This is a genomic window from Pseudomonas oryzihabitans (assembly GCF_032027545.1).
GTDB classification, from domain to species: Bacteria; Pseudomonadota; Gammaproteobacteria; order Pseudomonadales; family Pseudomonadaceae; genus Chryseomonas; species Chryseomonas oryzihabitans_F.
The window spans coordinates 24878-38104 of the sequence record NZ_JAVSJB010000020.1 but is presented as its reverse complement, the minus strand read 5'-3'; the positions used below and the strand labels follow the sequence as shown (position 1 = coordinate 38104).

Sequence of the window (13227 nt, the reverse complement as noted above, 5' to 3'; positions counted from 1 at the left end):
ACAAGCGTTATTTTATATATACTATTAAACCACTGCATTTTCTTCCTTTATATCTCCGATTTGATGTGGCTCATCAATTATACTGTGCCGGGGAAGACATGAGCCCACCGTAAAAAATGAAGGAATTGTTCGTCGCGGCGATGATAGGCTTATGATCGATGCCTTGCTATCTACGATTCTGAGGTATGAGCATTCGTATGGCAAAATCGATGGGACGGCATTCGTTCTCAGCCTGAGCATACTTTGCATCGTGGAGATGGATTTAGGAATAGTATCCACAATTTTTCTCATCTGGTGCACAACTGCTCATGCCCCATTAGGCGCACCGGGTCAATTGAACTCCACGACCATTTCGGGCGTTGTATTTCATTACTCTTGAAACGTTCAACGATGCTGTCCAATTCGGGTTTGTTTGAAACTCCAATGATAGGCAGGATATCTTCAAAATATTTTGAAGATGATGCTCGGGCAAAAATTTCGAACTCAGGCGCATGAAAGTTGAGATGTGATAGGGTAAGTGGATACCACCAGAAGTTTTTGGCTGCGCCATAAAGATAAAGCACGAAATCAGCCTGCATTATATTTCTGAATTCAATGGGGCCTCTTGTGGATCTGTCTTTGATCAGGTCTGCTTGCAACGATGTGCGGCCTAGTTTTAGCCTTCGATTACGATGTTCAAGGATTCCGGAGTCTCGAAACAAGACTCTATAGTGCTGAGCTGACTTTTCTCCGATAGTACCGGCTTTCGGCACATAATAAGGGGTCTCTAATAGGTATGATGCACATAAAAACCTTTCGTGCTTGATAAGAATTGCGATGGTTGAAACAAACAATTCGTGAACAATAAATTTATAGTTGTCAAACTCTACATCTCGGTAGCTATTGGTATTTTCGTCAGGATAGCAATATGCAGCTATTCTCTCAAAAAAACGGTGTACAGAATTGGGCTTTTCCAGTCTCTCAAAGTACTGTGCCATCGCTTCTATCAAGTTTAGAAATTCAACTTCATAGATATAGGCCGCTTCTATACTCTCAAGGAATCTTTCTTCGAAACTTTCTTGGTTCTCAAAGCTTATGCGAAATTTCTGTATACCCAAAGCTAACGCTCCAAGGTATTCGTCGATTGCGCCGTAAGCATGCTCACGTCCTCCTCTAACAGCTTCTATCGCTCTGCGGAACGCGATGTTTGTTCCGACATCGATGGATTCCGTTTGCTGTAAGAACGCTGGGGGTGGACCAATTTCGGGACGCTTATGTAATGGTTTGTCGTATATCCAGCGTAGAAGTTTTTCGAAGTTTTCAGCGTATCTACCGTGATCGCTCAGATCGATGTAAATTCTTCCCTTATAATAAGTGGGTAGATAAGGGTTTCCGTGCTCATTACGAGCTGGCAAGGACTGCTGCAAACTTTCCTGGATCCTCATTATCATAAATGCTTCGAGAAATAATCTGTGTCTCCGTACCTACGCCTGCGGCTCGCTTGTCAGCCTTTTCTGCGTAGGAACTATCGCAGATCATAATAACCTTTTTAACATCTGGATCTGTCACCATACGCTCCATGAACGCATGTGTGCTGTCTCCCTCCCTAAGATCCCATTTGTCAAATAGGACATGCACGCCGTGGTGGGCTAATTGGATAGCTAGGTCAGCAACCCATTGTTCGTGATCTAGCGATGACCAACTGTACGAGATGAAAAGCTTAGGACTGACTTTCTCGCCCATTTAATTCCCCCTAAACCAGACTGGTTAGTTTTTCATCTACATTTATCTTTGATGTTTCCCAAAGTTACGCTGGAATACAGCGCGGCCTTGATATGGCGTTCGACTATCCAAAATCCCATGGCCGTAAAATTCATCAGAGTGGCGAAAATTACAATCCAAAGCGCGTTATTTGACTGCATGCTCAGACCGAGGTGCAGTAGTACTATCGCGTCATAGGACAGAGCGAAGCTTTCGCCGGATACGATCAAAAGCAGGCTTTTGGAGCAGCCGTAGTCAATTTTGGGCGAAGCCATGAGGCATTGGTATGACCCCACGATATCCGCACGTTAAAACAGATCCGCTCGTGGTACGGCTCCTCATGTTTTTCTTTGGTAGGGCTTTGGTATGGCATGGTAGCCTATAGATTCCGGAGCAGCTAGCACGATAGGTTCTGTTCATTTTAGTTGTCAAGGCTAAGTAGAGATGTCGCTCTGCTGACCAAGTAAAAATGTCCGTATCAAATCGCTGAAAAAATATGTTTCCGATAAATTCGGAAGGGTCTGCGGCCACACCAGATTCGAGAGTGGCGTAAAGGACCTTGTCTTAGGTTATGCTAATTTAGCTGTTGAGCTCTAAACCCCTACTCAAGCCATAACAGCCCACATCTAGATGTTGGAACGAATATTGCGATATACAGATCAATATTAGTTGAGGGCATTGGGAGTGTTAACAATGAGAGATTATAAGCCGCTTGACTCAGACCGTTGGAACTCCTGGAAACCATCAGAATTGGCAAGTCGGCTTAGCAATGTAAATCATCCATGGTGCATTGTCGGAGGCTGGGCACTCGACCTATGGCTCGGTGAGCAGACCCGTAATCACGAGGACCTAGAATTTACGATATTGCGCCAAGATTTCTGGGCATTTCAGCAGGTGCTCTACGATCATGAGCTGTATGTCGTACATGACGGCGAGTTGACCTTTCTCCCTCCTGACCAGCCCCCGACGCCGGGCGTTCAGCAGCTGTGGTGCTTGGACACAAGGGATCTATCGTGGCGGGTTGACATGATGATAGAGCCAGGAACCAGTGAAACCTGGATCTACAAAAGAGACCACTCAATCCGAGCCTCGCGCACAGAAATGGTTTTCCGCGATAGAGATGGCATCCCATATCTCCGGCCTGCGGCGATTTTGCTATTCAAAGCGAAACATCTTCGTGGCAAGGATGTAGATGACTTCAATAAGGTGGTTCCAAAGCTACCTGGCAGCGAGCGTGCTTGGTTAAGGCATTATTTGACTCAGCTGCATCCTGATCATTTGTGGCTGAAAGAGCTATAGCTATGTGATTGGTGGAAAGATTGCACTATTTCCAGATTAAGAAGGCATGTTCAACTACAAGCGGCCGCGATTAGCAACGATAAATCCATGTGTCCCAATACTCAGCGCATACCGGTAGAGCGCGTCCAAAGACCGGAACACTCTCACTGGTTCGCGCCTGGATCTTAGAGTAAAATGTCGGCTTTCTTTGCTGAAGCGCACCTGAAGCTGCCAACCGTGTCCTTCGGGACTTGGAACAGTTCGCGCATCGCCTATCGCCCCAGGTGCCACTAAGGCACTGAGCCCTTCAGTGCTAATCGACTGGCGTATGGCGTGTCCTCTTCTTTGACAGTGGGCTTTGCTGCAGGGCAGCTAGGATGTCCTCTGGCATGAACTCTTTTGCCTTCTTCTTCGGCGGCTCCTGGCGTTGCGCTTTGGTTGGCTTCGGATTGCCCGGTACCGCCTGGGAGCGACGGCTATCCCGCTGCTCTTGCATCCGCTGCGCGACCTGTAGGACGTGCCCCAGCCGCTTGTTATCGACGATAGCGCCCTGGTTAACCTCGGGCAGTTGATCGAAAACGCCAAAGGGCAGGGGAACGCCTTCCGATCTGATCTCTATGCGCCCGCATGGATAGTGATAGATGTCCACGTAGTGGCCAGCCAGGCCACGCGTCTGCGGGGTGTCATGGATCAGGTAAAGGCGTTTGTCGTATTGCAGGGTTAGTCTTTTCGAGACTCGCCGGGGCTCGCGCCAGGTGAGGATCAACGATAGATCTTCATCGTCACGTACCGGGCGGTGAGCATCGAAGTCCGAACGGGCCGGTTTGCCGAAGCGACGATTGTAATCGGCGATGAAGAGCGGCAGATAAGCATTGGCGGCTTCGACGGTGCTGATGTTTCGTAGTCGCAGTTCCTTGACCAGGCGATCCTGCAAGGTGAGATGAGCACGCTCGACACGCCCCTTAGCCTGGCTGGAGTTAGCGCAGAAGGTATCGATATTCAGCTCGAACATGGCCCTGGCGAAGTGCGTGTGGCCAGCGCCGCCCTGGGCGTCCTTGCTGTTGACTCGGAACACACTAGCCTTGTCGCTATAGAGCGCCAATGGCTTACCGTGTTGCTCCAGGTAGGCCTTGGTAGCCTGAAAGTAGCTGAAGGTCGACTCACTACGGGTGAATGCCAGATGCATCAGCCGACTGGTGGCGTCATCGATGTAGACCAGCAGGGTGCATGCCGGAGCTCTGTCCTCGAACCAGCGATGATCGCTGCCATCGATCTGGATCAGCTCGCCCAGGCAGGCTCGGCGATTACGTGGCTGGTATACCTTGGGTGGTCGCTGCCGACGAGGCGTCCATAATCCCGCATCAATCATGATCCGCCTGATCGTTTCCTTAGCCAGACGCAGGCCGTGGCACTCGGCCAGCTTCTCGGTTGCGAGCGTAGGTCCGAAATCCTGATAGTGCGCGCGGATTAGGTTCGCGGCGCGCCGCTCAAGGCTAGGCCGCAGCTGATGATTGCTCGGCTGGCCGCGCTTACGTGAGGTCAGGCCCGAAACGCCGGCGTCCCGGTAACGCTGCATCAGGCGGTGAACCTGTCGCGTGCTCAGTTGCAAGCGCTGGGCGGCGCGCGTAGGCGTGAAGAAACCTTCGGTCACCGCCTGGATGACCTTGAGGCGATCGACTTCGCGTAGGCTCATCGTGATCCGCTCGTAGGCTGACATCCCAATCGCTCCGCATCGGCTGCAAAGCCGGTAGGCTAGCCGCTTGGTGTGATCGGGACATTTCTATTTGGCTGGATCGCGACATTACTAAATGGCCGTAACATTTTCACTACGCATAATCTTTGTTATGTTAAATAACTTTCGCTGCTTTGGCTGGCGCGCTCGTCAACCATACCGCCTGTCCTCTCCTATCGATCAACCAAGGTAGTGCCATGTCCAACACGCAGGGACCGTTGCCAGAGTCGACCACGCCCCCTGATCCGCCGCTAACCGGCGGGCTCTTCACTGCTGAAGAGCTGGCCGAGATCCAGGCGCAATTGACCATTGAGAAAACTCAGCTTGAGATCAAGAAGCTCAAGCTCGAGGTGAGGGATTTGCCCTTCGAGCCAAGGCGGAAATGGTTCACCCTTACACTCGCAGCGTTCGGTGCTATCATCGCTGCATACGCGGCCTTCAAGAAGGCACCGGAGGCACTGCCCTCCCTAGGAGTATCGTATGAACGCTCAGCCCCAATCGCAGCGCCCGCACCTGACGCCGGATCAGGTCAAAGCTCGCGCTGACTATCTGAACGGCATTGCTAAGATCCGCGCTGACGTGTCGGCAACCCTTGAGCAGGTTGACCGGGACAGTGAGCGTATGGGTCGGCCGTTTTGGAAAGTGTTTCCGTTCGTAGGCGGTGCCATCACAGCGGCCGCGGCAGCTACGCTCGTACATTTTCTGATGTAACCGTTTTCTGCTAAATGAGCCCTCGTTTGAGGGCTTTTTTGTGCCTGATCTATCACTCAACGTTACCGTACACCCCTGATCGCCACCGACCACTATTCGTCGATGTGAGTCGCCGCTTACGCTCGTCTAGTGCTTATTCATACCCGGGAAGGGAGTGAATCGGGTACAGAACCTGCTCGTTGCTGAATAACGTTGTGCCCATCGACTCTCTAGTCTGGATGCGCACATGACCCCTACGTTAGCTACTTCGGTAGCCGTCAGCCCTCCTTTCTCCCCTACCTCCTGCCTGCCAGCGCTGCTGGAAACCTACGGCGAGGTGATGACGCCGGAGCAAATTGCAGTTGAGCTCGAGTATAGCGCCGGCTACGTACGCAAGAAGATCGGCTGCGCCAAGTACCAGCATCTGCCCTGGGTGATGTCGATCGCGCCACACCGGCGCCGGCAGGGCCTTGTTTGGGTCTATGCCACCTGTGGGGTCGCAGCGTTCCTGGAAAGCCAGCGAGCATCGATCGAGCCGGATAGCGGCTTTTCCAAAAACCTACCGCCGTTACTCGAGGCATACGGAAAAGCAATGACGGTAGAGCAGGCAGCAAAAGCGCTGGGCTACCGCTTGAACTATGTCAGCAAGAAGATCGGCAATGCCTCCTACCAGCAACTGCCCTGGGTGACCGCCATTGCCCGGCACCGGCGCAAGCGCGGAGCCCGGTGGGTCTATACGACCGAGGCAGTTGCTCTGTATCTGGACCGCCTCGAATGAGGCGCTCATTCGTGTCGTTAACGCTGGCTGCCACGCTTTGGTCGATTGCACCTATAAGTGGGGCCGTCGCAGCGGAGAGCGTGGCTGAGGCAGCGAAAGATTCTTTCGCTGCACCTGGTAGCGAGAGCTTCTATCGCGGTAAGGCCGAAGGTTGGTTCTGGTACAAGGACCCGCCCGAGGACGAGCCGGAGCTCGAGGTAAAAGCCCCGCTCCCTCCTGCACCGCCACCTGCGCCGATGCAAAAAGCCGAGCCGCCGGCGGCGCCTGCAGCGGCTCCTGGCCCCGAGCTGTTCAGCGTCGCGTGGATCCGCGACAACCTGCCCAAGTACCGCGATCGCGCGATCGACAATCCGACCGATGCCAATGTGCAGGCCTACTACTACCTGCAGCGCGTGATGATGGACAAATCGTCCAAATTCTCCGAGCGCTCCAGCCAGGTGATCATGCGTGACCCGTTCTTGGACGAGGACAGCCGGCGTCCGGTGGCCACCTATGCGGCCAATGCGCTCAATCGGGAGGTGTCGAACAACCGGGACCAGGTGCTCAAGGGCCTGGCCAACAAGGTCGGCCTGTTCTTCTTCTTCAAGGGCAACTGCGTGCTCTGCGCTGAGCAGGCAGCCGTGCTGCAGTCCCTTACCGCGGCCACCGGCATCCGGATCATCCCGGTCTCGCTGGATGGCGCGCCCCTCGACAATGGGCTGTTCCCGAATTACCGCACGGACGATGGCCAGGCCAAGAAGCTCGAGGTCTATCAGGCCCCTGCCCTCGCCCTGGCGATCCCGCCGGGCCGCACCGAAATCGTCGGCTACGGCGCCATCACCTTGGACGTGCTGTTCAACCGGGTCCTGATCGCTGCGCGCGAAGCCTCGCTCATCGACCAGAAGACCTTCGCCTCCACGCAGCCCTTCTTCGACAACGGCCTGCTGACCCTTGAGGACAACGACGGGCTCAGCCAGGACCAGATCGACCAGGACCCCGCCGCATTCGTTGAGAGCATGCGCCGCAAGCTCGCCCGCAAGACCATAGATGGAGAGGTGCCCCATGAGGCGCAGTAGTAAGCAGTCGTTGTGCGCAGCCGTGCTGGTTGTGGCCCTCGCGCCCCTGGGCGCCCATGCCAACATCGAGAGCCAGCTGGACTTGATGTTCAACTCGATGTCCAACAGTACCGACCCGGGCATGTACCAGACGGCAACCCGAGGCGTTGTCAGTGGCGGCTCGATGCGGATCCGGAATCAGATCGCGACGGCGCCGGTCGTCTCCTTCCGGCCGCCCTCCTTCCAGGCCGGCTGCGGTGGCATCGACATGTTTGCCGGCTCCTTCTCGTTCATCAACGCGCAGCAGTTCGTTCAGTCGCTGCGCTCCATCGCCTCCAACTCGGTCGGCGTAGCGTCGGGCTATGCGTTCAAGCTGGCGCTTAAGGCCATGGGGCCTACGGTTGAGAACACCATCGCCAACCTGCAGGAGACGATGCAGGACCTCAACGGCCTCATGTCCAATAGCTGCCAGCTCGCCCAGGGCCTGGTGACGGATGCGTTCTCCGCCTTTGAGGGCAAGGACAACATGCAGACGGCCACGGGGAACACCGTGAAGGGCCTCGCTGACAGCTTCGGCTCTCTCTTCTCCGGCAGCACCAACTCGAAGTCGCCGACGGAAGAGAAGAGCAAAGCCGGCAACTTCGTCAGCTGCGAGGACACCGGCAACGTCGTCTGGTGCGCCATGCAGCAGTACAACAGCCAGCAGTTCTTCAAGTACGGCTCGCAGCAGACCGACGAGATGATCATGTCCTTCACCGGCTCGGTCGTCATCACCGGCCTGGTGGACGCGGCCGATGGCAAGGGGCAGGTACCCGAGACCAAGCCGATATTGCCGACCAGCATTTCGCTGCAGGACATCGTCGAGGGGCAGAAGACCCAGACGGTGCCGATCTACTCCTGTGCCGGGGACACAGCGGCGTGTCTGGCGCCCAGTACCAACCCGATCGCCTTCGACGGCTTGGCGGAGAAAATCATCAAAGGCTTCAATGGCTCGAACGGCTCCGTCGGCATCGTGAACAAGTGGGCGACTAACACAGGGGCATTCACCAACGATGAGCAGGCCATCCTCAACATGATGCAGAAGCCGGGCTTTGCCGGCATGGTCCAGCGCCTGTCGCAAGGTAGCGAATCGATGGCCCGCGGCTTCGTTTCTGCCCACGCGAAGATGCTCGCGCTCGAAGGCGCGTATTCGCTGGTGAAGTCCTACATCGACACGGCTGAGACAGTGATCACCCGGGGCAAGATGGTCGACAAGCTAGGCAAGCCCGCGGGGGAGTTCATCGGGTCCGCACGGGACCGCTTGGTGCAGGAGCACCAGGCGCTCCTGAGCCGCTACGGCAATGAAAACGACCTGGTGCTCGATTACGAGGCGCGCATGAAGGTGCTGCCCACACCGGCGGCATTCATCAACGTCGAAAAACCTGTGCAGGGAGCTCAGTAATGGAATTCTCGATCTACTCAGTGGGGTCGGCGACCTACCTCGAAAGCATCCTCAACGCCGTGGCCATGATCTCGGGATCGGGCAGCATCGAATCGTTGGCCAAAGTCGGTCTGTTGATCGGCACCCTCTTCCTCGGCTTCCAGGCGGTATTCAAGAACCAGGCTATTCCTTTCCAGCAGGTGGGCGTCGCCCTGATTCTGTACATGGCGCTGTACGGCCCTACCGGCCGGGCGGTCGTGGAAGACGTTTATGACGGCACAGTCGTGGTCGTCGACAACGTGCCGATCGGACCGCTGTTCGTAGGATCCGTGGTCTCCAACATTGGCTACAAGCTGACCCGGGAGATGGAGCAGGCCTTCTCTACGCCGGCCATGACCACCTATGGATTCGCCGACCCCCTGACCACCTTGATGAAGGTGCGTGGCGCCACCCGCAATGCCTTGGCGATGCCGTCCGTGATGGGCGACACCCGGGCCGGTGGGGACTTCGTGCGGTCGTGGATGACCTATATCAAGGAGTGCACCCTGGTCGGGGTGGGCCGCAACGTGGCCGCCTACGGGGCACTGATGCGAAGCAACAACCCCGTCGATGCCATGAGGTTCGAAAGCCAGGTCTACGGGACCGAAATCTTCGAGGGCAATACCGGCGTTGGTACCTATTACACCTGCTCCGAAGCGCACACCCGGCTCAAAGCCCTTAGCGCTTCCACGCAGAGCGGCATCATGGATGATGTGGCAAAGCTCGCGTTCCAGAAGCCCGGCAAGACCGTCACCGGTGACGATGTCACCACCCGGGTGGACGACGCGCTGCGCGGCTTGAATCTCCAGGTGGCAGACGCTCGTGCCTTCACCATGGCCTCCGTGCTGCTCCCGATCTTCGAGCGGGCGCCGGCACAGAAGGCCCTCGAGGATCAGCAAGGCGCCTACGCCATCATGCTCAGCCAGGCCCAGGCGCAGCAAGCCACTCAGTGGGCTGCCGAAGGCTCGATGTTCACGCGCTACGTCCGGCCGTTCCTGACGTTCTTCGAAGGCCTCATCTACGCCATCACCCCGATGATGGCGTTCCTCCTGGTGATGGGGACCTTCGGGATGAACCTCATCACCAAGTACATCACCATGCTGTGCTGGATGATGCTGTGGCAACCCATGTTGGCCATCGTCAATCTCTATACCAACTGGTACACCGGCACGGTGATGGAAGGGCTGCTCGCGACCACCAGCAGCGTCACGGACGGCAATGCGCTGTCGTTCGAGATGATGAAGCAGATGATGCCTGCCTTGGACAGCGCGATCGGCGTGGCCGGCTTGATGGCATCCTCGGTGCCAGTGATCAGCATGTTCTTGGTCTCCGGCAGCGCATTTGCCTTGACGAGCATGGCACAGCGCCTCGGCGGTACGGATCAGATCAACGAGAAGATCGTGACACCTGACGTCGTTACGCCGTCTGCGGGCCTGCAAACAACACCCTATGCGACCGACGATTTCGATAAGGGTCTGCGGAAAACGGGGTCCGAGAACCAACGCGGTAGCATCGCTATCTCGCAAGGACTGACGCAGACCGAACAAAGCCAACGAGTACAGGCCGAGCAGTCATCGGAGGCGTTCAGCAAGCAGTTGATGAGCACCTACGCCAAACAGTTTGAGAACGCCAAAGGCATCGCTCAGCAAGCGGAGATTGGTCGGTCGCTTCAAAATACCTTCGGACTCTCTCAAAACGCGGATTTCCAAAAGCAGGTCCAGGCGCTACGCGCTGAAGGAATGACCAATAACCAGATTGACGCGGAAGTCGCTCAAAGAACACTCGGCGCCAGTGGATCAGCAGGCGCGAGTAATGGCGCCTTGAGTGCAAACATCAGCGCGGTAGGCCAAACATCGAAAACGTCGATAGACTCAACCATTCAGAAGGTTGATTCCTCGCAATCTCAAAGTAAGGCTGCCGGTCTAGGTGAAACGGTACGCAATGCTATCGACAAGACTGAAGGCTTCAAAGCGGCTGAAAGTTTCCAAAACAATCAGCGTTTGAGCCTTTCGCAATCAGACCAAGAAAGTCTAAGCAGAAGTGCGCAAAAGGCCATTTCTGATCAGAAGGCATACACGCAGACTGCAGCATTCAGCAAGTCGGCTGGGTTGAATGAGACGATCTCCGTTGACTCGTGGGCTGGCAGGGCAATCCGCGAGGGAAAAGCAGATACGCTGGTTAACGAAGCAATGAACAAATACCCGGAACAGTTTCGCGAGAACGTCGCGCAGAATGCGAGCATGCTCGATTCGGATCGTCGCGATGTTGGTGCAGCGTTACTGACGTTAGCTAAGAATAACGATCTAGGGGCCTTAACCCGCGCGCCGGCAACGCATGATGAGTACGCAAGCCCTGGGCAGCTTAAACCTAGCGACTATTCGAATATAAAGGGTGTAAACACGGAGAGGCTTGATCAAGAAACCAGTAGTGCAGGGCATCAAGTTTCAGGTGGCAACTTTAATAGTGAATTTGATTCGGGGTATGCGCGAGCTTCAGGCCCCGCTGCAACGGCGCAGGTTGGAGCCGCGTTTCATAAGCACGGTGCGACGGTAGAGAACGACGCTCAGGCCTATGCAGGCCAAGCGAACAAAGAGGCTAGACATCGGGCCGAGGGTCGACTCCGCGATACTGCTAGGGATGTAGATAATAGAAACGAGTCGGCCCTAGGTGTCTATCCGAGTGCGATCATCAATACCGCTAAAGATTGGGCCGGGTTGAAGCCATCTTATGAGGCTTACAAGGAACATGGCGAGAAACGATTAGGATTGGAGCCTGAGCAGGCGGCTGTCTATGCGGGTGCGAAAATAGGCAAAGTCAATGACGAGAAAATCACGGCAGACTGGAATAACTACGTGGAAAATAATCGCATAGACAAAGAGGTGGCTGCCGGGATGTACCAGAAATTGATTCAGGCTGGAGTTGCGAATAACGGCGATGGAACGCTTGGCGACGTTATGACCCTCAATCGCTTGGATAACGCTGAAAGTGAATTGTCTCTACACTCAATGCCGCGAGGGAATTGATAGAATAAAAGCCCGCCATATGGCGGGCTTTTATTTAAGACTCACCCGACAGATTTCGAATTACCTGCGCATGATCATTGTCTTTAGTAAACAGAAATTGCTCATGAGCAGTATACTCGTAGACCGGCGTTTTTCTGACGTCGAAATCGGTGGGCTGATTGCCTATCCCTTTTATGAGTTCAATCAAAAAAATAAACTCGGAAATTAATAGATATATCCCTGACATCTTCGCAGGAGCTTCATATATGAAAGCGGCTAGACTACCGCCGATGGCAATCAAGGAAAATGCACATACCAGCACAGTGCCATACGGTCTTGCCGCTAGATAGCTGTTAACTATAATCAACATCAGCACTGTCAGTCCGCCAATAAAAAACACATCCCGAACTTCTACGTTGCCAACGTGACAATATACCATTCCCATCGCTGCCAAAGTCATTGCCACCACAAATCTCATGAAGTGAGAAAGCTTGCTTTTCGAAAGTGCTGCATCAATATCGCGTAGTATTTCTAGCCGCGGGTGGACATCTGCTTTCGAAACTTGATTGCTTAGTTCATCTACAAGATTTACCGCAATTGCCAAGTCTCGTTGAGACAAATCTCGCTTTTGAACAAGAATTTGCAAATGAGATAAGGGAGCCTTGATTCTTGGCGGCAGGCGCCGAAGGCGATCGAGGTCTATATGCTCCAATTCAATGCTTTCGGGAGGAAACGCGAGGTAACCTTCCAGCAATGCTTCCGCCCTACGCACTTCCCCGGCAATGATCGGATGCATGATGCACCTCCTGATTCGATAGACCTATGGTATCGCAGGTCCCAAAAACGCAAGGCTCGCTAAGCCGCCGTTCGCGCCGCTGATGCGCCCTTCCCTCCGTGTTCTGGGCCGCCGCTAAGGCGAGCCAGGCTCTGCGCCAGGCGCGGTTGCTTGTTCGCGTACTAGAAGGTTCGCCTCGAAATGGCCGATAGCCAAACGCGCTGCCTCAGCAAAGCTTGCGATGGACAGGGCTACCCACAGGAGATGGGGCGCGGCCTCGTCATCCAGATGATCGACTGACACCGCATAGGCGCCGCCCCAGCTGGATGAGTCCTGGATCTGGACGCGTGTCGGTTTCCCGCGGTGCTGAAGCACAAATTCGGGGTCGCTAAGATCGGTGCCGGGTCGCTTCTTGAAGCTGTAGCTGGTCATGTGATCGTCCGCTGGATGGGGAAACTGTGTGCCTCAGCAGAACGTATCTGACGCGGTGGAAATGCAACCGGGTCGCGACGCTATCCCCCCTTGCGAGCGCCTGGCTTGCCCTGGGCCACATAGGCGATGCCACCGAGCCGATAGGTCGAGGGCGTAAGGAGCGCAGGTCGGGCGCTGTCCTGCGGCCGCTGGCCACCGGTGGGCGGGTAGAGGTTGCGCTCTGGCCAGACCCTCAGCGCGCGCCTTCACATCGCCGCGCTGCCGGCCGCGCGCGCCACGATCGACGTTGCGCAGGGCCGAGACCTTC

At 55.2% G+C, this 13227-nt stretch carries 11 protein-coding genes; 6 read left to right on the top strand and 5 right to left on the bottom strand.

The window, feature by feature from the left end; all coding sequences use genetic code 11:
- Positions 1–287: 287 nt before the first annotated feature.
- Positions 288–1406 carry a hypothetical protein gene (locus RND78_RS23275; protein ID WP_312732380.1) on the bottom strand — a complete coding sequence of 373 codons (1119 nt, stop codon included), beginning with the start codon at positions 1404–1406 and terminating at the stop codon, positions 288–290.
- Positions 1381–1722, bottom strand: a complete 342-nt coding sequence (locus tag RND78_RS28450) for a toll/interleukin-1 receptor domain-containing protein (protein WP_409457108.1) — start codon at positions 1720–1722, stop codon at positions 1381–1383. The genes RND78_RS23275 and RND78_RS28450 overlap by 26 nt, the downstream gene beginning before the upstream one ends.
- Positions 1723–2433: 711 nt before the next feature.
- On the opposite strand from RND78_RS28450, the gene RND78_RS23270 reads away from it, so the two are divergent.
- On the top strand, positions 2434–3039 hold the full coding sequence (locus tag RND78_RS23270; RefSeq protein ID WP_312732379.1) for a nucleotidyltransferase domain-containing protein: 606 nt from the start codon (positions 2434–2436) through the stop codon (positions 3037–3039).
- 292 nt (positions 3040–3331) lie between these two features.
- On the opposite strand, the gene RND78_RS23265 is transcribed toward RND78_RS23270, so the two are convergent.
- On the bottom strand, positions 3332–4735 hold the full coding sequence (locus RND78_RS23265) for an ISNCY family transposase (RefSeq protein WP_312732378.1): 1404 nt from the start codon (positions 4733–4735) through the stop codon (positions 3332–3334).
- 212 nt (positions 4736–4947) lie between these two features.
- On the opposite strand from RND78_RS23265, the gene RND78_RS23260 reads away from it, so the two are divergent.
- The 5 genes from RND78_RS23260 to RND78_RS23240 all read left to right on the top strand — a co-directional run bounded on the left by RND78_RS23260 (position 4948) and on the right by RND78_RS23240 (position 11734).
- Positions 4948–5295 carry a hypothetical protein gene (locus RND78_RS23260; RefSeq protein ID WP_312732377.1) on the top strand — a complete coding sequence of 116 codons (348 nt, stop codon included), beginning with the start codon at positions 4948–4950 and terminating at the stop codon, positions 5293–5295.
- A 392-nt stretch (positions 5296–5687) separates the two neighbouring features.
- Entirely contained in the window at positions 5688–6218 is a 531-nt protein-coding gene (locus RND78_RS23255; protein WP_312732376.1) for a hypothetical protein, read from the top strand.
- 11 nt (positions 6219–6229) lie between these two features.
- Positions 6230–7273, top strand: a complete 1044-nt coding sequence (gene traF, locus RND78_RS23250) for a conjugal transfer protein TraF (RefSeq protein WP_312732375.1) — start codon at positions 6230–6232, stop codon at positions 7271–7273.
- The gene (locus RND78_RS23245) at positions 7260–8693 is read left to right on the top strand and encodes a conjugal transfer protein TraH (protein WP_312732374.1); all 1434 of its coding nucleotides are present in this window, start codon (positions 7260–7262) and stop codon (positions 8691–8693) included. Before traF ends, RND78_RS23245 begins: the two co-directional genes overlap by 14 nt.
- The gene (locus RND78_RS23240; protein WP_312732373.1) at positions 8693–11734 is read left to right on the top strand and encodes a conjugal transfer protein TraG N-terminal domain-containing protein; all 3042 of its coding nucleotides are present in this window, start codon (positions 8693–8695) and stop codon (positions 11732–11734) included. The genes RND78_RS23245 and RND78_RS23240 overlap by 1 nt, the downstream gene beginning before the upstream one ends.
- Before the next feature lie 34 nt (positions 11735–11768).
- Here the strand turns inward: RND78_RS23240 and RND78_RS23235 are convergent, their stop codons facing one another.
- Both RND78_RS23235 and RND78_RS23230 read right to left on the bottom strand, forming a co-directional pair.
- Complete coding sequence (locus RND78_RS23235; protein ID WP_312732372.1) at positions 11769–12509, bottom strand: hypothetical protein; 741 nt, start codon at positions 12507–12509, stop codon at positions 11769–11771.
- Between the two features lie 114 nt (positions 12510–12623).
- On the bottom strand, positions 12624–12920 hold the full coding sequence (locus tag RND78_RS23230) for a hypothetical protein (protein ID WP_312732371.1): 297 nt from the start codon (positions 12918–12920) through the stop codon (positions 12624–12626).
- Positions 12921–13227: the final 307 nt, after the last annotated feature.